The sequence below is a fragment of the Halolactibacillus miurensis genome (assembly GCF_900116255.1).
GTDB lineage: Bacteria > Bacillota > Bacilli > Bacillales > Amphibacillaceae > Halolactibacillus > Halolactibacillus miurensis.
Map to the genome: position 1 here is coordinate 80,207 of NZ_FPAI01000003.1, position 21,584 is coordinate 101,790.

The 21,584-nt window shown below is 35.8% G+C and carries 13 protein-coding genes; all 13 read right to left on the bottom strand.

The window, feature by feature from the left end; genetic code table 11:
- Nucleotide 1: 1 nt before the first annotated feature.
- Nucleotides 2-2,173, bottom strand: coding sequence for a glycoside hydrolase family 3 N-terminal domain-containing protein (locus BM390_RS03205; RefSeq protein ID WP_089852900.1), 2,172 nt, complete (start codon nt 2,171-2,173; stop codon nt 2-4).
- 78 nt (nt 2,174-2,251) lie between these two features.
- On the bottom strand, nt 2,252-4,657 hold the full coding sequence (locus BM390_RS03210; protein ID WP_089852901.1) for a beta-galactosidase: 2,406 nt from the start codon (nt 4,655-4,657) through the stop codon (nt 2,252-2,254).
- Entirely contained in the window at nt 4,654-5,880 is a 1,227-nt protein-coding gene (locus tag BM390_RS03215; RefSeq protein ID WP_089852902.1) for a glucoamylase family protein, read from the bottom strand. Before BM390_RS03215 ends, BM390_RS03210 begins: the two co-directional genes overlap by 4 nt.
- Nucleotides 5,881-5,898: 18 nt before the next feature.
- The gene (locus BM390_RS03220; protein WP_246806736.1) at nt 5,899-6,864 is read right to left on the bottom strand and encodes a carbohydrate ABC transporter permease; all 966 of its coding nucleotides are present in this window, start codon (nt 6,862-6,864) and stop codon (nt 5,899-5,901) included.
- A 12-nt stretch (nt 6,865-6,876) separates the two neighbouring features.
- Nucleotides 6,877-7,740 (bottom strand): carbohydrate ABC transporter permease, encoded by an 864-nt coding sequence (locus BM390_RS03225; RefSeq protein WP_089852903.1) that lies wholly within the window; start codon nt 7,738-7,740, stop codon nt 6,877-6,879.
- The gene (locus tag BM390_RS03230) at nt 7,741-10,002 is read right to left on the bottom strand and encodes a DUF5696 domain-containing protein (RefSeq protein ID WP_089852904.1); all 2,262 of its coding nucleotides are present in this window, start codon (nt 10,000-10,002) and stop codon (nt 7,741-7,743) included.
- Nucleotides 9,995-12,016, bottom strand: coding sequence for a YIP1 family protein (locus BM390_RS03235; protein WP_089852905.1), 2,022 nt, complete (start codon nt 12,014-12,016; stop codon nt 9,995-9,997). Before BM390_RS03235 ends, BM390_RS03230 begins: the two co-directional genes overlap by 8 nt.
- 12 nt (nt 12,017-12,028) lie before the next feature.
- Complete coding sequence (locus BM390_RS03240; RefSeq protein ID WP_062320668.1) at nt 12,029-12,907, bottom strand: carbohydrate ABC transporter permease; 879 nt, start codon at nt 12,905-12,907, stop codon at nt 12,029-12,031.
- 22 nt (nt 12,908-12,929) lie between these two features.
- Nucleotides 12,930-13,820 (bottom strand): carbohydrate ABC transporter permease, encoded by an 891-nt coding sequence (locus tag BM390_RS03245; protein ID WP_062320665.1) that lies wholly within the window; start codon nt 13,818-13,820, stop codon nt 12,930-12,932.
- On the bottom strand, nt 13,817-16,705 hold the full coding sequence (locus tag BM390_RS03250; RefSeq protein WP_246806735.1) for an extracellular solute-binding protein: 2,889 nt from the start codon (nt 16,703-16,705) through the stop codon (nt 13,817-13,819). The genes BM390_RS03245 and BM390_RS03250 overlap by 4 nt, the downstream gene beginning before the upstream one ends.
- Before the next feature lie 66 nt (nt 16,706-16,771).
- The gene (locus tag BM390_RS03255) at nt 16,772-18,172 is read right to left on the bottom strand and encodes an ABC transporter substrate-binding protein (protein WP_089852907.1); all 1,401 of its coding nucleotides are present in this window, start codon (nt 18,170-18,172) and stop codon (nt 16,772-16,774) included.
- Between the two features lie 31 nt (nt 18,173-18,203).
- Nucleotides 18,204-20,552, bottom strand: a complete 2,349-nt coding sequence (locus BM390_RS03260) for a beta-galactosidase (RefSeq protein ID WP_089852908.1) — start codon at nt 20,550-20,552, stop codon at nt 18,204-18,206.
- An 11-nt stretch (nt 20,553-20,563) separates the two neighbouring features.
- Nucleotides 20,564-21,532: a LacI family DNA-binding transcriptional regulator gene (locus tag BM390_RS03265; protein ID WP_177220617.1), complete on the bottom strand. Its 969-nt coding sequence runs from the start codon at nt 21,530-21,532 to the stop codon at nt 20,564-20,566.
- Between the last annotated feature and the right edge of the window lie 52 nt (nt 21,533-21,584).

Sequence of the window (21,584 nt, forward strand, 5' to 3'; positions counted from 1 at the left end):
ATTAATTTTCCTCGCTTTCCATTTGATATTTAAATGAGGCTTCTAATGTATTAGCTGATGATGTTCCTACAAAGACCGAGAACTCTCCGTAATCTGAGGAATATCTTAAGTCACTATGTGTGTAACGAAGCATTTCTTCACTTATAGTAAAAGTAACAATTTTTGTTTCTCCAGGTGCTAAGCGAACTTTCTCAAATGACTTTAATTCTTTTAATGGCCTGACAACTTCACCTACATGATCTCTCAGATACAGTTGCACTATTTCGTCACCTAATCTTTTTCCAGTATTTTTAACAGAAATACTAACGTTAATTGTTTCGTTATCCGTTAATACAGGTTGTGATAAATTAAGATTGTCATATGCATACGTTGTATAGCTTAATCCATAGCCAAAAGGATAACGCGGCTTATTGGGTCCATCAATAAATTTAGACACATAGCGATTATGTGGATTATTATGATCATAAGGACGACCGGTATTATGATGATTATAATAGATGGGTATTTGACCAACAGAATCAGGAAAACTCATTGTTAATTTTGCTGATGGATTTTTATCTCCGACCAATATTCTACCAATCGCAGATCCGCCACATGAACCTGGAAACCAAGCTTCCACTACTGCTTTAGCAAAAGGAATAACTCGCGTTACATCTAATGGACGGCCATTGATTAGTACGACAACGATATCTTTATTAACTTCATGAATCTTCTTTAATAACTCTAACTGGACTTCTGGTAATTCTATCTTACTTCTTGATCCGCCTTCACCGCTCATGTCAGAACTTTCCCCTAAGGCTAAAATCACTTTATCAACTTTTTTGGCCACCTCAATAGAACCTAACATCTCCTCTTCCTTAATAGTATGAACCGATTGAATCGATTGAGTATGAAAAGGTTTTGAAAGGACTTTATTCATTCCCATTGCTATTGTTTCCACATCATCTCTATCACCAATCCACGACCACGGTCCAAGTAAATCTTGACTTTCAGCAAATGGACCAATAAGTCCTACATCATCGTCTTTTTGTATTGGAAGAACGCCATCGTTTTCTAGCAAAACAATTGATTCTTCTGCTGCTCGCCTTGCAACTAGACGGTGTTCTTCTGAAAATATAATGTCTTTTGCTTTATTTTCATCCAAGAAACGGTAAGGGTTTTCAAATAGCCTAAGCGTTTTCTTTAAGTTCAATATACGTCGAACGCTTTCATCAACTCGACTTTCCTCTATTATTCCTTCTTCAATTAACTCTTTTAGATAACTCACATAAGTGCTAGTCATCATCTCAATGTCCACCCCAGCCTCAATTGCTAAGGCTGCAGCATTTTTCTCATCTTCTGCAACACCATGAGGGATTAACTCTCGTATAGAACCCCAATCTGAAATTATTACACCATCAAATCCCCATTCGTCTCTTAAAAGATATCGCATTAAATCTTTATTAGCTGAGCACGGCTTACCATCAACCGTATTAAATGCCGTCATAACCATTTGAGCATTTTCATCTAGAGCAGCTTTATAACCTGGCAAATACACCTCTCGTAATTCCCTTTCTGACATATTGACAGTATTATAATCACGTCCTGCTTCAATAGCACCATAGGCGGCAAAATGTTTAACACAAGCAGCTATTGAGTATTTAGACGTTTGAATATTCTCTCCTTGAAATCCCCTGACAAACGCTTTAGCAAGTTCACTATTTAAATAAGGATCTTCTCCTGTTGATTCCATAACTCTTCCCCATCGAGGATCTCTAACTAAATCAACCATCGGTGCAAATGTAACATGTATACCTGAAACAGCCGCTTCCTTTGCTGCTATTTTAGCCGTTTCCTCAACTAGTCCTGGATCAAACGAACAACTTAAAGCTAAATTATGGGGGAAAATCGTTTTATAACCATGTATAATATCCGCCATAATAAGTAATGGAATTTTAAGACGATTGGTTTTTAAATGTGATGCTTGAATGTTTTTAATTTCAGAAGCACCTGAACCACCTAATACTGAGCCACTATTGTGTATTGTACGATTGCTAATGCCTAAATCACTCAATGGACCTGTAATTTCTCCTTCATGACTAGCTCCATCAAATAAAAAGGCAGCTAATTGCATTAACTGATCAATTTTTTCATCTAATGTCATTTGTTTGAGCAATACATCAATATCCATCATACCCCTCCTCGTTTTGAATCGTTTCAAATTTAATGGTTAGCTAACCCTCTAAGGTAATCCTTTAGAGGGTTAGCTATTTTATTCAAAGTACACCGTCAAAGTTTCAACTTCTTTATTGTTCTTTAACGTGAAAATATAATTATTATCTTCTTGTTTCTTATTAATTTCCGGACTCACACTTACTTTATTTGTTGTTGTCATTTTTATCTTTACATCTTTTGATTTAGTATCAAACGTGACATGCTTTGAGTCATAGCTGATTATTTCACATGTGCTATAATGAATACATGTAGCCTCATTTATGTTTATATCAATGGGTAACATAACACCTTCATAGCCTTCTAATGTTAACAATTCACCATCAAACAACATTCTTTCATGTTCTAACAAATGATACTTTTTTTCATACGCTTCAAGGTTCAATATATGAATAAATCGTTCATCTTTATCCCTAACCGACGTTGTGAATATACCATGATTTTGATAATCATGAGTAAGGCCTGGCTTAACTCCTAAATCTTCTAAAATATTACGGAAAAATTCGAGATCTGCTTTGTAAGGTGTCGTAAGAACGGTTACATGCCCTTTTTTAATTTGTGTTTTAAATCCAGCGTAATGATTGGTATCAGTAATTTTAATAAGAGGGAGCTGGCCATTAAGTGTAAACCCTTGAGCAAAATGCGTTCTTAACTCTTTCTGGTTTGCATCATCAACCCTTTGTACAGATAAATAAAAGTGCTGATTCGCTTCGTGATTTTTTTCAAAAGTGACACCTAATGCTTGAATGAGTTTACCACAAGGTCGACCTTCCATATCATACCTTGGTAACTCACCGTAAAAGAGTGCGCGACCTCCTTCAGCAATAAAAGCAACTAACTTATCTTGTATAACTTCACTCATGTACTTGGCACTAGGTACCACGAGTACCCCAGCATCTTTAACATCAATAGGTCTATTTTGTATGTCAATGCCGGTAAACCTATAACCTGAGAGGATTATGCTTCGCGCCAACAGCTCCCAACTTGCATGTGCTCTATTACTCGTTAAATTACCAACAAATGCTTTCTCAATATCTGAATCAGGGTAATGATATTCCGTCATATAATAATCAGGAATAAAAGCAAAATGTAAATCATCATGTTCTTCATTCATTACGGCCAATTTATCCTTTACCGCTAACATCCTTTTAATTGACGTAGCCATCCGATCGAAAGTATAATTTTTCTCACCTTCAGGTGAAATAGGTGCAGCAAAACCATGTCGTTCACCAGTCGTCGCAATACGATCATTCCCATCAGACATAGATCGTTGTAATTTACGGTTATAGCCACCAGTCATTAAATAATAATTTAATAGTCGATTACCTTGAGCAATACTCATCCTCGTTTTTAAATCTGCAGCAGAGGGATCATAGCGCCCTGTTAAAGTCTCTCCAAAATTGCCGTCACCGCAATTAAACTCCGCTGATGTGAGTGGTTGGTCGTCTAAATGAACAGCATCCATCATTCCATTAATTAGATATAAATCTTGGAAAGTTGTCATATCTAAGTTGCCAAAATAATGATCGGAGCCAGAAATATAGCCGGTTTCTTGAGTATAGCTCTCGTATAGTTGACTAATACCAATAGGATAAGTGAAACCTCGCCCTCCTCCTGTTCCATGAATATTGACCATAAACGGGACACCAGATACTCCACACGATTCAGCAAATTCTCTTAAGATACGGACATACTCACTAAATCGCTGGCGCATGTAATAACCTAAATCTTTATGTAAATCGAGAGGATTCACATGTTTTGGTGCTCTTATTTCTTGTTTAAATGTATCAAAAGATTCTTCAATAAAAGGATAGCGCTCGGTTAATATGTTTTTGTTATAGCTTTTAATCAAATATTGTTTAAATTGCTCTAACACGTGATCTGTCAAATCCGGATTATTGCTGACCCATGATAACATACCTATTTCATTGTCAAGCTGGATAGCGATAACATTACCACCGTGATCATGAAGTCTCGGAACAACAACTTTAAATACTGCTTCATACCAGCGCTTAACTTCTTTTAGAAAATCAGGAGCAAGATAGTCAAGAGTAACGGTTGTAGCTTGATTACCATACCATGTTACTGGTATAACTTCTGGGTACTTCTCGTAAAGCCAATACGGAATTCCATCATTTTTCATTTCAGCCATTATAAACGGACCAGGACGAACAAAGAAATACAAGTCATGGTCGTTAGCTAAGTCAATAAATGCCTCTAAATCATGTTCAGGGAATTGTCGACCTTCCAAATCAATATCCCTATAGAATTCTTCGTGTACAATCCAAGGAATATAACTGGAGACCGCATTACAACCACTCTCTTTTAATTGTTCTATTCGATTTTCCCACTGATCACGAGGTGTTCTAAAATAATGAATTTCTCCTACCATTAGAAGTTCTGGTTTGCCATCAATAATGATTTGTTTTTGTTTAATTTCAATCATGATTCAACCCTCACTTCCTTTTTTTTAAAACCTAATCTATCAATCGCCTTATTAATGAGTGGGTGTTGCATGTAATACTTCCATGTCGTACCGTGCAAGTAATTATCAATCATCAATAAAGAAATTCCTTTATCTATACCAATAACGATATCCGCATACCAAGTTGGATCAACATCTTCATTGTACGCATCAAAAAATCCATACTTACCAAATAAGTTGGGGTGCTGATGGTAATAGTAATGAACAGCTTCTTTTACAGCCTCAGGAGTGAATACTATTGAACCAATCGCACCACACGGCGGTACCGTTCCATCTAGTTGCATTTTTACTTCATCATAATACGGAGGTGTACCAGGTACAATATAGCCATTAGGTCCTTCACAGGCCGTTAAGCCCCAAGCATTTTTTCGATATGTTTTAAAATTATCTTTTCGATCTATTGAGAATGCCCGACTTGCTGTCGATGCAACAATAGAGTTTTCAAACCAATCTATACCATCCGGATCTAGATAAGACCTAAAATCAAACCACGCATGTGAAAACTGATGTGTAAATAAAGCGCCACCAGGACTATTATAAAAAGTATAGGTTTTATAAGTTAATAAACGCCTTTCAAATCCTTCGTAAATTATGGTCGGAACTGAATGTGTTGGGGAAGCAACTCCTAAAAAATATTGCATCATCTGTTCAGCGTACATATCCCAGCGACCAAACCCACCAGTTTCTTCATGATAGCCCATATAGTAGACGTTTCCCTCACGATTATAGTATTTTTCCCAATCCACTCTTTGATAGATTTTTTGAAAATAAACTTCAATGTCTCCACCAAAATAACTTGCTGCTGTCAAAGCGCCATTAAGAAAAATACTCGTATCAATTATAGATGCACAATCATGAAAGTGTTGATTCCTTTTACCTGTATTCATATTAACAAAATGATAAAAGAAACCATTTGCGTGCTCTACATTATGATAAAAGCTATGCAAGGTCCCTTTCACACGATCATAAGCCTCTTCATAACTTATCCAGCCCCGCTCTACACCAATAACAAACGCACTTAGACCAAAGCCTACTGAAGCAATACTTGCAACATCTTTGGCTATTTCACTCGTTTTATCTCGTATTAATCCATAACCAGAACTCTTTAAATCCGTATTTGCTTCTTCATAAAAGAATCGAAAGCTACGCCTCGCTTCTTCTTCCAATATTGCTCTTGCATCCATATATAAGCTCCTTTTTATTTACTCTCCTGTGATTCCTGAACGATCGACACCTTCTACGAACCAACGCTGGGTAATAAAGTAAACAACTAACAGAGGTAAAATACTCAGCATAGTTCCTGCCATGCTAATCCCTTCATTAATGTTTACATTAGAGCCTCCGAGGTTCTGAGCATTCATTTGTTCATATGAAACATTAAAGCGTTGTAATTCTAACGGTAGCGTTGTTAGCGTATTGCCAAAGAAAGTTGCCGCCATGGTTGTCTCATTCCAATACCAAACAAATGAAAACAGAAAGGAAATGATAAAGGCTGGGATTGCCATTGGAACAGCAATTCGAATAAAAATTTTATAATAACCAGCCCCATCTAAATACGCGGCTTCTTCCAACGATTTTGGTAACATTCTAAAGAATTGATAAAATATTAAAATGAAGATCGCACTATTCAATCCTTGTCCAAATGCTGCTGGTAGTAAGAATGATTGTATATTCCCAATGATACCTAAATCATTAAAAAACACATATCGAGGTATCATTAACACTTGGGGTGGAATAACAAACGTTGCTAGTACTAAACCGAATAAGGTACGTTTAAATGGTAAATCGAATCTAGCAAATCCATACCCGATTAAACTAGCGACTAACGTTTGAGCTAACGCTGGAAGTACCGTAACATACAGTGTTACACCTAATGTAGAAGAGAAATTTAAAACACGATAGGCTGTTTCATAGTTTTCAAGATAAAGCTGTGAAGGTAACCAAGTAATCAACGGGTTAAGTAAATCTTCTAAAGTCATGAAACTATATGACCCCATATGAATCATCGGGTAGAGATACACAAAACCAATGCCAACAAGCAAACTATAGATAAACAGATGTGTGATTATGCCTGTCTTTACATTTGACCCAAGGAGGAGATGTTTTATTCTTTGACGATAATTATGTTTCTTCGGCATTTTTTGACTAACAACTTCAATTCTTTTCAAATCTCTCACTCCCTAGCTATATTTTTTATTTGTTCTTAACGTTAGCAAACCAACAACGATAAGCAATACCAGTGCTATTACTCCAAAATAAATCCAAGATAATGCCGAAGCATATCCGAACCCTGTATTAATTTGAAACATATTACTTTGAATGTGATTTACAACAGGGTTAAGCGCAAAAATAGAATAGGTTACGACGGTATAAATAACATTGATGATAATGATTGGAGATAAACTTGGTAAAGTTACCTTCCAAAAACATTCCCAACTAGATGCCCCATCAATTTTTGCAGCCTCATATATTTGACGATCAATCTTTTGCAGCGCTGCTAAGAAAATCAATATTTGAACACCCGAAAACCATAAGATGAAAATTAGATTGTCCATCAAATAGATGATTGTTGAGTTAAAATAACTTTCGCTATTGTTTAAAATGACATTAAATATCGCATATTCCTCAATTGAGGGTATAGCGGTAACACCTTGGGCCATTAATTCCTCAATAACTGGCCCTGATGTAATAATAACCGGTAAAAAGAAGATTGTTCGAAATAGCCCTCTGAACTTAATGTTTTGATTTAACAGTAAACCAATAATGAGTGAGAACACTAAAATAATTGGTACTGAGATAAATAACTCTTCGAGATAAGTTAATAATTCTTGGGTAAATAAGGTGTCTACTGTAAAAGCATAACTGAAATTATCAAAGCCTACGTAATCAGTTACAATACCTTTAGGTGTAATTCGCACTTGTTGAAAACTCAGAAATATTGAATACCCTAAAGGGAAAGCAGTAAATACCGCAAATCCAAGAAGCCAAGGAAGAATAAACGAAGTACCGATTAATTGTTTTCCGGTTTTTAGTGATACTTTCATTTATTCTTCACCTCCTTCTATAACGATAAAATCTTTCGATGCTATATTTCTATTACCAACTGACATCTGAGAATCATTATAGTTCACGATAATAGCTGTGCCATTCGAGTATTCTACTTCAACTAATCCCGTTGCGTGTACTATTCTATTCATAATTGTTTCACCTTGGACTGGTTCTAACGCTTCAGCGATTAAGTGATAACTCATAACAATCTCATCTTTCCAGTCACTGAATTCAGAAGTATACAAATCTTTTGATCCAGAATTTATTAATAAGTTTGACGGTGCTTCCGTTAAATAATAAGATGGATAGGCACCGTATTCGATCATTCTTAAAAGGTCGTCTGTTCCGTTCGCATTAAAATTACTAAACGGAGCGTAGTAAGGGATATAACCTTTTAATACTGTTTGTAAAAATGGTACGGTGTCGGTAGTAAAAAAATACCCTGATGAATAAAGAGAAATATCTAGATAACGTTCTGTCGCCTTAAACAAATAATCGTTTGGCTTATATAACGCTGTCTTCATCCCTTGTTGTTCAATACTTATTAACATGTCTTGCCAGATTTTTTGATGGTCCAGTCTTGTAAAGTAATCATCATTAAAATCAGAGTATAGCGTCGATGCATGAGCAATCGCTAGATGTTTTATCCCTATCGCCTCATACTCTTCTAGGTCTGAATCTAACATTTCTTTACTTTTCTCAGGGGATAAATAAACATAACGATAATCTTCATCTGTTCCATTAATTGTTTCAGCATTAATTTTGCGAGCCACATCTTGTCGAGGTGAATATCCACCTGCGTTTCTATAAGCCTTTAAATAATCGGTATGAAAATACATGGGAATATCTTTATCATCTAAAAATGCTAAAGTTTCTTCAATTTCATCATCCGAGGCAACCTTGTCCTCTACTGGGAACTTTTCTGGCAAGGCCCCCGTTAAACCTTTATCAAACCATCCTTTATATATGGTAAAAATATCTGCGACACCTTCACTCTCGAGTTGTGTCACCATTGACTGGATTGAAGTAATGGGCGTCATTTCGAATACACTATCAAAAATCAGACCCGGTTTATGTTCACTTCCTAAAAACTCTAATCTCACATCAAATTTGTCTTCTTTTTCCTCAAAAATATTTTGATCGATGAGTTTATCTTGATAAACTTTTGCTAATCCGGTATAAGAAGCTTTTTCACCTTCAACAAATGATATACGTTCTGTTATATCGAATTGATTACGGTCTTCTTGAATCGTATTGTAGCCTTCCATACTTTGATTGGTTGGCTGGAAATAACTATACCGATAATTATACCTTGCTGTTATCCAGTTGAAATCTGTTGATACACCAGCTGGATAGACAAGAAGATTTGCGTATGAGGCACCTGATTCAATCACATTAAGAAAACCATGTTGACTTACTCCATGAACTATCCCATACAAAGGTAAAGATAAGTGATTTGTTTCATTAATTACTCCTGCCTCTTCTTGTTTTTGCCTTGAAAAACCTAAGTCCTCTCCATAAAAAGCAGCGCTGAAGTGATTGCTCACCCCTGAATACTCATCCTTGAATCGCATTAATGCCCCACTGCCATCAGGTATTACCGCATAACCCGGAATCGCATCATTTTCTACAGCACCTAAGAATGGATAAGCCATAAGCGTCACTAATTTATTCTCATTTTCACTTATTTTCTCATTAGGAATATGCACGATAACATCATCATTTTCCAATGTCACTTCAATCGCAAGTGATATATCTGATGCAGCAAAATCAACGACAGCTGCAAAACCATCATCAATAAGTGATAGTGTAACTTCTGATGATTCAGACAAGATACTTTCGGTGTCACTCCCACCATCTGCAGTTTGATAATCAATAGTCAAGGCTGATTGAGCTTGATTTGTCCAAGTCGTGTTAAGGTTATATTCCTTATCTGGTGAGAGACCTGACTCGAATACGTAGCCAGATTGTTTATTTTCAACTTTAATTCCTAAAGATTCTTTTTCTACATAAAGTGCTAATTGATCGTTTTCCGCAACTTTTTCATATCCATCGTAGTTAATTGATTGTTCAATTTTTTCAACTTCTGGTTCTTTATCAGTATATTGAATTGATTCATAGCGCAATGATTGGTTTGACATCACAGGTGAAGAATCAGTGATGATAGGTTTGTCTTCATCATTTGCTAATAATGTTAGTGATAATGCGAATAAAACAAATACACCTAAACTGATCATTACCTTTTTTGACTTAAACACGTAACATCACCTCCTGAATCATCGTATAAACAAAGTTGAACACTTGGTCAAATAAAACATATAACACAAAGAAAACTAACACAGCGATAAACATAGTAAAGAATGTAAGTAAAATGTTACCGATTGTTTTTGTTACCGTAAAATCATGAACTTCTTTGATCATGATAAACAACATAACTAGTGACCAACCTACCATAACTTGTAAAGCAAAATAATAGATAAACCCTTCGTTCAGCGTTAGAATATTTGATACTATCGTAATAGGTAGAAGTAATACAAGAACTGGAGATAATGCGTATACTGTTCCAGTAAATACTTGTTTGAATCGTCCTTCACCATCTGTAATCGTGCTTACCATATAGTTAGCAACAATAAATAAGCCGAATGGTAAAATTAATAAAGCTAAGTCTAATAATAGGTTCATGTCTTCTATTCGATTTGTATTAAAAATAAAGCCAGTAAATATAAACCAAATGAAGTATAAAATAACGAGTACCATAAATAATAGCGATGCTGATTGCACTGATACGCGTTTATTTTCTTTTAAGTAGTAATAACTATCAATAGGTGATTTTAAAAACTTTTTGAAATATAACAACTCATTGATCAAGCGATACTTTTTCAACCGATGATGAATACTTAAAGCTTGATTAATTTTCGTAGAACGTTTTCTTAACTTATTAAGAATAGTTTTAAGAACAAAAAGTAACGCAAGAATGAAAATAAACCATTGTAAATTTTGTTCCATCCATTGGTACCTTACTTCCCAAAAAGCATCTGAATAGCCTGCACGATTATTAGCTAATCGAAATTCTTCTAACGCTTCATCGTACTGTTGCTGTTTGTATAAAGCTTCTCCTTTTGCACTATGTGCAAGACCGAATGCAGAATTTAATCGGATGACCTCATCCCAATAGGCTTCACTTTCAATGTAAAAACCATCTCCATATAGCGATAAAGCTTGGTGTAACAAACCAGTAAAAGCCGTCGGTTCGTACATTTGTATGTTTCCTTTTTCTCGGTCACTAATAAATATGCGCCCAACTGAATCAACCTCTATGCTTGTTGGTTGCTGTAGAAGACCTAATCGATTACTACCGTCATCCTTACCACCGAAAGTAAATAGTAAATTCCCGAAACGATCATATTCGTAAATTAGACCATCATTATCCACTGTGTATATATTTCCAATCAATCCTACTGTTAAATCTTTTAAGTTCGATACAGTCGAAATATCCGCTGGTAACATATTGTCACCAGCGACATTTAATTTCCTGATAACTTCCCATGAAGACCCTGACGTAACTGTATGGATTAAACCTTGATTACCTATCGATACATTGTTTGGCGCTGATGGTACACGATTAAAGAGCGATTCACGCTGAGATTGAAAAGCAAGAAGTTCTTGGATAACGTTACCAATAGAAGGCCGAGTTGTTCCTACTCCATAAAACCCTAAAAAGTCTCCAGAGGCATTCAATTGGATAATACCGTTTGTTGTCCCTTCACTGACAATATAAAGATTACCACGTCGGTCCACAGCTAATTTTTGTGGTTTGAAAGGAGTTGAGCTGCCGAATAACGGTGTATCAGGCTTCTCAAATGTCATTAATTGTTCACCCGACTGATTATATTTCACAATTATTGCTTGCTCGTAATCAGCTATAAAAATATCTTCACGATGATCGACAAATACACCTTGAGGTGATCCTAAAGAATCACGACCGTATACTTGCTCGATTTCACCAGTTGGACTAAACTTTATAACTTCACCCGTACCTGAATCAGCAACATAGACATAATCATTTTTGTCAATGTAAACATCTTCCGGTGTTTCAAAGTTGTAGTTTTTTCCAAACAATCCAATCGGTGTGTAGGCTGATTGTGTTTCAATAACGTCACCGGTTGAAGTCAATGTTTCTGTTTTATAGGCAACAGACTCATGGGCAGCTATTTGGATTGGAAACTTCACTAAGAACATCATGATACATATGAGCAAAAAAGTTTTTTTCATTAGTTTCCCCTCCTATTTAATACCTGAGTGTGCCATTGTATTCATTACTTGACTTTGTAAGATAATGAAAATAATTAAATTTGGAATGAACATTAATAATGATGCAGCTGCTGCCATACCTTGTCCTGCTACACTATTTCCTGTTTGACTAGCTAGTGTTGACATAAAGAATGCAAAAGTCTTCAAGCTTTCATCATTGACAAACAATGTTGATGTTTCAACATTATTCCACACAGCTTGAAACGATAGTATGGCAATCGTTGCTATAGCCGGTTTGACTAAAGGTAAGATTATTTTCCAATAAATAATATAGTCTGATGCACCATCCATTCTGGCTGATTCTATTAATGAATCAGGTATCTGGTCAATAAATTGTTTTACTAAAAACAAACCAACAGGCATGGCTAACAATGGCAAGATATGTGCCCAAAAACTATCCAGTAAACCGATATTATCTATTAATAAATATCTAGGAATTGCTACAGCAATTGGAACGAACATTAATGCAACTGTATTGATTTCGAAAAGAAGCGCTTTTAATTTGAACTTCTTTTTCGATAGAGCGTAAGCTGCAGCTGTACTCATAACGATCGTTAGTGCAACGACAACAACTGTTACGATGATGCTATTAAACAAATATCTTGACATTGGTACACCTGTCGTATCAGACATATTAAATAGATCTACAAAGTTGGCAAGTGTCGGTTTCTCCACAAAAAAACGTGGAGGGTATGCAAAAAGTTCATCAATAGGCTTAAATGCATGTGAAAAAATATAAACAATAGGTAGCCCCATAAAGACCATCATTGGAATTAGAAATAAAAAGAATTTAATCTGACTGCGATCAAATCTATCTGGATTAATTTTCGATCCATGAAATGATGATGCCATTTCCCTTCCCCCTTTACATTATCTAATCGTTGTCACCAAATAAACGCCACGCTAGTTTAGAGAATAAATATATAAATAGTAGTAGCAACACTGATATAGCAGCGGCATATCCCATTTCATATCGAATAAATCCATAATCTTCTATATGATTCACCATTAACTGTCCGGCATTTTGTGGTGTAGGGTTAGCACCAGAAAGTTGAACCCCTATTGCTCCGGCTTGAAAGGTTGTTACAATTGCCATCACGGCACCAAATAACATTTGTGGGCGCATAGATGGAATCGTAATATATATAATTTCTTGGAAGCGGTTTTTAATGCCGTCAATATAACCTGCTTCATAAATCTCTGAATTTATATTCAACACTCCTGAAAGCATGGCCAAAAAACCAACACCCATACTCCCCCATAACGTTACAACAATCATGATTGTCATAAGGTAATTGGGAGACTGTAAGAATTGTAAAGGTTCATAAATAACACCTAGGTTAATTAGCAATGCATTCAAGTAACCCGTTTGATCACCACTGAAAATAATTCGCCATACAACTGCCATAGCTATACCCGCCGTCATAGACGGTGAATATAAAACTAAAGCAAAAACAATTCTTGGTAACCGGGGTATTTGTGCTAACATCCATGCAAGAATAAATGATAAAATGTATCCACCTGGCCCAACAACAAGAGCGAAAATTAATGTGTTAGGTAAAACATTTCTCATAAATACATTATCCTGCGTTAGTACATTTACATAATTCTCTAAACCATTGAAGCTTGGTGGTTCTATGGCATTAAAATAAGAAAACGATAGCCCAATTGCAATTGCCACAGGAATGATAATGAATAAAGAAAACATTAGCACATATGGCATTAAAAATACGAGTGTGCTATGGTGTTTTTTTAAAAATGTCATTCTTCTAACCACCCTTCAATAAGCTCTATTGTTGGAATTCGATATGATTTGACCTTTTCTCCATCTTCGATATATCCAAATTCCTCTAATTTCCGTCTGAGTTCTCGATTGATATTGACTATACTATCATCCACTGAAGATCGTGTTATTTCACCATCGAACACAACACTATTCCATACATTACTAATTTCTCTTTCAACCATGTAAGAGTATGGTGTTTTCGGAACTTCTAACAAGTAATCCCACTGCTCCAAAATAACTTCCTTATGTTCTTCTGGCCAAGGCAATTGTTTAAATGATTCCACATTAGCTGTATTCCACATATATTCTGGACCATATAGCGTTTGTAGTGTAGCTGCAAACTCTGTTTGAGTCTCAGTTGCTCCCCACCACTTCATTAATTCCCAAGCTTCCTGTTTCTTTCCACTACCTTCAAACATCATCATCGATTGACCTGATCCGGTAGCAAATCTTTCAACCGTTCCATCTTCTTGTTCGACTCCAGGGTGTGGAGCGATATCCCACCAACCTGATATTTCTGGAGCAGCGGCGGTGAGTTGAACATACGTACCAAACTCAGCTATACCAATAGGTAAAGTCGTATACCTAAAATGGTTATAAAAGTTTGGCACTTGAAGCGGCATACTATATATGGTATTTAAATCTGTCATAAGCTGAATACCTTTGAGAGATTCTTCACTATCAATTTGAGTGCCAAATCCATCTGGGTCATATAGATCTCCACCATGTTGATATATATAAGGTGCTGTTGTCTGGAAAGGCTTAAAACCTTGTGCCCCTGCAATAGGCGTGTAATAATTCATACCAAAACGCTGCAATTCGGGCAAAATATCGATGACATCATCCCATGTACTTGGTACAGGAATATCTAAAGATTCTAAAATGTCAATCCGATAATATTGTACATAGAAGTCTTGCGTCTCAGGTAAAGCATATACACCATCGTCAACAACAAGTGGTAAAAACGCCCCTGGAGAATAATTTTGACCGACTTCCTTAAAATCCTCAAATTGACGTAAGTCTACAGCAGCACCACGTACAGCGAGTTCATAAGGTAACCAGTTGCTAATTCCTAAGGCAATATCTGGTTGTGAGTCAGCAGCATTAGCCAAGATTAATTTTGCCTCATCAGGCATTAGTGAGTACTGAACTTTTATTCCTGTTTCGGGCGTAAAATACTGATCAGTCATTTGCTGCAGTAACTCTAAATATTGTCGTGGGCGATTGACCCATACCTCTAGTGTTTCGTCATCTACTTCTGATACTGAATAATCATTATTAGTAAAAGAATTAAAAAAACGTTTCACGTTATCTGACAATTTCGTAAACCAACCAGCCATAGCATTTGGTAAATCATTGTCTTCACCATGTAAATATAATTGATCTAACAGTAGTGGCTGATCTTGCAAATCAATCATAATTGTTCCTAGCATCTGTGTAGCTGAGCTAGTTCCTTCTGATAACTCGTGGATACGGTTAGGAATTTCATTTGGTTCATCTGCAAGTGATCGCAAACGGTCCGCAGCGATCCTAAGAGAGACAACCGTAGTTGTTTCATTTTCATTATTTAAAGCTAATAAGTAATCTAATTCATTCTCAAGGGCTTTTGCCCATTCTATTAGCGTATCTTCAATCTCAGGAATGTACTCGACAATATCCCAATCGCGATTCGGGTCTTGGTTATTTCCCGTTAGTTGTCTGATTGATAAAGTCAAATCTTCGATTTCTTTCATCATTTGGTCTATTGTTCTTACTACTGGTGCATACGGCGAGACATCAACTGTCATATTAACTTCGTTATTACCTTTTTCTAAATATATATAGAAAGGTTCTTCTTTACCGAAGGTTTCAATATACCATTCATCGTTTAATTCAAAAGGATAATGCTTCACTTCATCAAAAGGAACATCTCCATTTACAGATAATGTTCTAAAAACCGTATCTCCTGAAGGGTTAGATTGCATCACTTTAGCACTCAAATTATATAAACCACTTTTAGGAACATCAATATTCCATGTTACTTCTTGGCCTGGTTTAGACCATGACTCTCCACCAAACGTATTTAAGTAACCTACACCTGTTTCGTATGGTGTTACGGATGGACTGTTTGTACTGATTGGCCTAATATAAGAACTATTTTTATATGCTGGTAATTCTGCCTCTAAAATAATCGTATCATCAATTTTTTCTTCTTCCCTGTATTGTTCAAGATAATCAACATAACTAATGGCTTCTTTTTTAGATGATATAGTAATATCACCTAATAACAACTTTCCTCTTAAAGAGTTAATTTCAATAGTATTCTTTCCTTCTTCAAGTAAGAATTCCAAAGGTTCATCTTCATAATAGTTTGCATCTAAAGCATAAGTGTTGTACCACTTTTCAATAGCACTTTGTTGAGGAACGACCTGATTATCACGACGGTCTAATACAACTTCATCGCTCTGACTTTCCCAATCTACAGGAAAAACAATACGGCGACTTTCTCGATATTGATATTCACCATTGACCATAATTGCACCTTCAATAGAAACAAGCGGGTCACTTAATGGATAGTAATCAACATTCAATTGGTATAATCCTTTTTTTGGTGCATTCACTTCGATAACCGCTGATTGACTATCGCTCCATTCTAAAACATCACTATGATAACCTTCACTATTTCTTTGACTTAATAAATTCTCGTTGTTTTCTTCAACAATAAAAGCAGAGGGGGACACGCGTTGTTCAAATGAGTCAACGCGTGTAATGCTTTCTGATTGCCACTCATCACTTATAACGTGATAACCAGACTCAATAACGTCCTCTTGTAAACCTAAATCTATTTCCTCATTCGCTTTTACTGTTGTCGGAACTAACAGCAAGCCAATTACAGACCACTTTATGATTGACTTTATCATGCTTTTTCCCCCTTTGCTCCATTACATTATTTATTGAATCGATGCTTGACCTTCTTCGTATTGTTGATTCGCAAGCTCATTCATTTGGCTTACATAATCTTGGATGTTCAAGTTTCCTCGGATAGCGGCATCAACAAGACCTGCCATATTTGCATTAGGATTGTCTCCCACTTCAACACCTGTTGGTGCATCCCATCTCGCTAAGTTATAACCTGGCACTGTTTTAACTGGCTCTACAACAGCTTCATCAATATTTTCATAAGCTTGACGTAAGCCTGGTGCATCAAATCTCTCGAAATATACATCCAATACTTCTTGGTCAGCTGTTACAGGCATACTTGCAATATTTAAATTCTCACTTGAATCAGCAATTTCGATTTGTTTAAGGAAACCTTCTGAACTGAATGACATCCACTTAGCTAACTCATACGCTGCTTCTGGATGCTGTGTTGCACTTGAAATACCATAGTAATCATGTGTCATAACAACACGTTCTCCTGGAATTCCGATAAAGTCCCATTCAAAATCTGATTGACTATCAAGGTGACCGGTAATCCATGTTCCATCCCACTTAATCCCAACCTGACCATTTAACCAAACTTCTTCAGGGTTTTCACCATTAAAGTTAGCTTGTTGGTCTTCTGATAACGTTTCATAAGCATAACCATTTGTTAGCATATCTTGCGCCAAATTAACCCCACTAATAAATTCATTGCTATCTAGTTGGAATGATCCATCAAGATAAGTGAACCAACCCATATCTTGATTTGCCGCAATTGGATACCAATCAGGAATAGTAAAAGGATGATTCAAACCAACTCGACCATCATTTACATCTGTTACGTCACGCACCGCCTTAACAAATTCATCAGTGGAAACTCCCATTGCTGGAGCATCTAAATTCTGCTCATTAAATAAATCTTTATTTACAAAGTAACCAAGTAAGTGTTGGCCAGCAGGTAGAGCATAAATGCCTTCACCATAAGTTACAGCATCAACAACCGCTTCAGGCACTTGAGAAAATTCTTCATCAGCAGTTGCAATATCAGAAATGTCATAAAGCCAATCATTCGCTAAACCTGTAGGGATTTGAGCTAACATGAATACATCTGGCATAACACCGCCACTTGCGGCTGCAGCTAATGAACCATTCCAATCTGATGAATCAATAGATTCATCGATTGTGACATTAATATCTTCATGCTGTTCATTAAATGCGTCAACCATTAAACGGTTAAGATTTTCATCGCCTTCAGCGCCAAATCCCCAACTTGCAATCGTTAGTTCTACAACTTCTTCCGATTCGTTACTATCTTCATTTGATGTATCTTCATTTGAGTCATTTCCTGCATCCTCTGACTCATCACTCCCACATGCCGCTAAACCAAAAATAAATACAACTGATAACAACAACGTTAACCATTTTTTCATTACTCTTACACTCCCTTTTTTATTATATATATCACTCACTTTTGTGAGGTGAACACTGTTGGAGGATTATCTTTGATGTATCATTAAATGTTTCTGCTAATGTGACGAAATATTGACCATTTTTCTTTTGAATATTTACACCATGTTGTTCAACAATTTCTCCATAGCTAAGTTCAATTACCATAAATTCTTCAACGAGCTTTCTATCAGCTGTTAGAACTTTTTGTCCTTTTTCAACATTATTACTTATAATTTCAACTGTTGATGAGATAATTTTTATTTGATTGTCTAATGTGATGTTTATTGGCAACATTAACCCTTTTAATGCTGGTACCTTAATATTACCTTGTTGATAAACAACCACATCATCTACTATAATTTCAGGATATTTATCATAATGATCAAAGTTATGCAAATGAATGAAATATGCATCCTTATCAATCACTCGTAACGCACTATCAACATCATCAGTGACTTCAAGACGAGGTTGAACCCCCATTAAAACTGCGACTTTTCTAAATACATCTTTTTTATAATTAAAGTTGAGCTGCATATGCGCTCCAAGAATCAGCATTTTACCTTTTCCGTAGTTTTGACTTAACCCACAGGCATATCCTTGATCCGTTTTACAGAAGACATCCGATTTAGAACTGTAGTGCTCCACTTTATCACATTCAATTGATTGAATATCATCTAATTCAACAAAGCTCTTAGTCTCTTTAACTTTACGAATGATAAAAGCTTGTTTCAAAACAGTGCAAGGTTGTCCGATTAAATCCTCTTCTGGTATTTGTGGATATAGAAATAGCTGACCGCCTCTTTCAACATAATTAAGTAGTTTTTCCTGGACACTTTTCGCCATTCTTTTTAGTGAAAACATCCACAGTATAGGAATTTGATTCGGGTCGAGCCTCTCTTCTCTTTGAACATTAATAGCATTAAAATTTATATTATTATACTTTAATCCTTTAACCATACCCTTGTAAAGATACTGGTCCGATTGCTTTTGAAACGATTCAAAAATACTTAACTTTTTATTACCCTTATAGTTGATTCCGTAGTAGTCCGGATAAAAACCAATGGTTAAATCGTGGTATGGCTTTGTTTGTAACAGTTCTTCTTGAAACGTTTCAATCGTATGCCCAATTTTACTAATTGTTTCATATTGTGATCTAGTTTCACCATTTAATTTAACAGGAGCTTGCCATTCGTGTCTTTCACCTAACAAACCGTATTCTTTACTATTTATTCCTGATTGAAACATATAATAATTAACGGCATTCATACCATTCGAAATACAAAGTTTTGTCGTTAAATCAAATGTCGTTGGTTGTAATCTTGGAACATCTTTCGCTTTTCCACCTTGGAACTCTGCTGAGAATAGCGGCTGGTGTTTAGCTTGGATAGATGACGTAAATGCATTTGCTAACACGATATCGGTATAGTTATCATAGTGTATATTCCCAATATAATAATCTCCTGCAAGCATTGTATTCTCTAACTCAGAGACTTTGAGTAATTGAGATAGTCCTATAGGATACATCGTCCCACTACCCAATACATCAATTTCATGAAATCCGTGTATATTCACTACAAAAGGTACATTTATGCCATCCTCTATTGCCATTCGTTGTAATGTTAAAAGATAGTTGTAAAAATAATGTCGCATAAACTTTTGATACGCCAATTCTATTTCACTATTCTCCATTACTGTTGATATATCCTCATATTTATTGCCCAATGTAGAAGATATCAAATTATTATAAGCCTTTGAAGTTAAACAATCTTTAGCAAAGGTTTTGAAAAAATTCCATACAACTGAACTAAAATCACCCTTTTCGGTAACCCAATGAAACATTCCTACCTCATTATCTAGCTGATAGGCAATAACAGGTGCACCTTCTAAGAAATCAGAGATTACACGATTTACTTGTTTATACCATAACCGTACTTTTTCTAAATAAAGGGGGTGATTATAGCTAACAACGCGCGTTTCATGATGTAGACCAGAAATATCTCTGGCTATAATCTCTGGATAACTATCTAATAACCAAGTGGGTATACCATGATCCACTAACTCTGCCATATTATATGGACCAGGTCTAACTAGACAATACATATTAGCCTCTTTAATTAATGTTAAAAAGGTAATTAAATCTCTCTCACTTTTGGTTTCACCATTGAAATCATAAGCTCTTTCTTTGTATTCATGAAAACTCCACGGTATGTATGTACTAATCATATTCATACCCGCTTCTTTCGCTTTCATGATACTTTGTCTCCACTGATCTTTTGGCACTCTAAAATAATGAATTTCAGCGCCAAAAGGATATATTTTCTCATTATTTATGAGTAAAGATTGATCTTTAAAAGTAATCATGTTTCACCTCCTTATGTTGAATCTCGTTCAATAAACTCCATTGGTGGTTTCATTAAATGCTTTGTATCAGAACCTGTTAGAATATCAAGCATTGCCTCAGCTACACTCTCTCCCCATTGTTTTTTATGGACGCGAACTGTCGTTATACTCGGTTGGAAATATTGTGCAATAATGATGTCATCAAAACCAACTACTGCTATGTCCGCAGGAACTGATAACCCTTTTTCTTCAATTGCTCTAATTGCACCCATTGCCATTTCATCATTTGCCGCGACAAACGCTGTCGGATAGTGATGACTGTTGTTTAAAAAAGCTCTCATTGTGTCATAACCACTGTCTTCCGTGAAGTCAGCACGTAGAATCTTGTTTAGTCCAGTTGTTAAATTATGGTTCTTAATATATGTTTTGAAAGCGTTTAGACGAGCTTCTCCATCATAAGAATCGGTTGATCCTGCTATAAAACCAATTTCTTTATGCCCCTTGTCTTCTAAATGTTTTAACGCTTGGTTGATGCCTTTTTCATTTGGAAGTAAAGCCGTATAAATATGCGGGTGCTCAATGTCTCTATCCAATACGATTAGAGGCATTTTCTCGCTAGCAACAGTTTTTAAAAGTTCTGATTCAATATGGTAATTCAAAATAATTGCGCCATCTACCAATCTTTCTGTCAACATTCGATGGCGTTCGTTAGAAGCACAGACAACTAATTCATAGCCATGACTTACCACAACATCTTGAATACCTTCTAATAACTGATTAAAAAACGGACCAGTAAAACCACTAATGAAAAGACCTATCATTTCATTTTTGCTTCTTTTTAAATTTTTAGCGTTACCGTTTGGGTGGTATCCTAATTCATTAGCTGCTTGAAGTACTTTTTTTCTAGTTGATTCTTTTATTAATTTGTTACCGTTTAGAGCATAAGAAGCCGTTGACACTCCAACATTGGCTAATTTTGCAACATCTTTTAAAGTTGTCAACATTATTCTCTCCTCTAGATTATTTTTGAAACGATTCAATTCCCTCTAAAAA

Coding starts and splice junctions, on each gene's coding strand:
- BM390_RS03205 (WP_089852900.1), bottom strand. CDS start 2,173: ATGATGGATATTGATGTATTGCTCAAACAAATGACATTAGATGAAAAA.
- BM390_RS03210 (WP_089852901.1), bottom strand. CDS start 4,657: ATGATTGAAATTAAACAAAAACAAATCATTATTGATGGCAAACCAGAA.
- BM390_RS03215 (WP_089852902.1), bottom strand. CDS start 5,880: ATGGATGCAAGAGCAATATTGGAAGAAGAAGCGAGGCGTAGCTTTCGA.
- BM390_RS03225 (WP_089852903.1), bottom strand. CDS start 7,740: ATGAAAGTATCACTAAAAACCGGAAAACAATTAATCGGTACTTCGTTT.
- BM390_RS03235 (WP_089852905.1), bottom strand. CDS start 12,016: ATGAAAAAAACTTTTTTGCTCATATGTATCATGATGTTCTTAGTGAAG.
- BM390_RS03240 (WP_062320668.1), bottom strand. CDS start 12,907: ATGGCATCATCATTTCATGGATCGAAAATTAATCCAGATAGATTTGAT.
- BM390_RS03245 (WP_062320665.1), bottom strand. CDS start 13,820: ATGACATTTTTAAAAAAACACCATAGCACACTCGTATTTTTAATGCCA.
- BM390_RS03255 (WP_089852907.1), bottom strand. CDS start 18,172: ATGAAAAAATGGTTAACGTTGTTGTTATCAGTTGTATTTATTTTTGGT.
- BM390_RS03260 (WP_089852908.1), bottom strand. CDS start 20,552: ATGATTACTTTTAAAGATCAATCTTTACTCATAAATAATGAGAAAATA.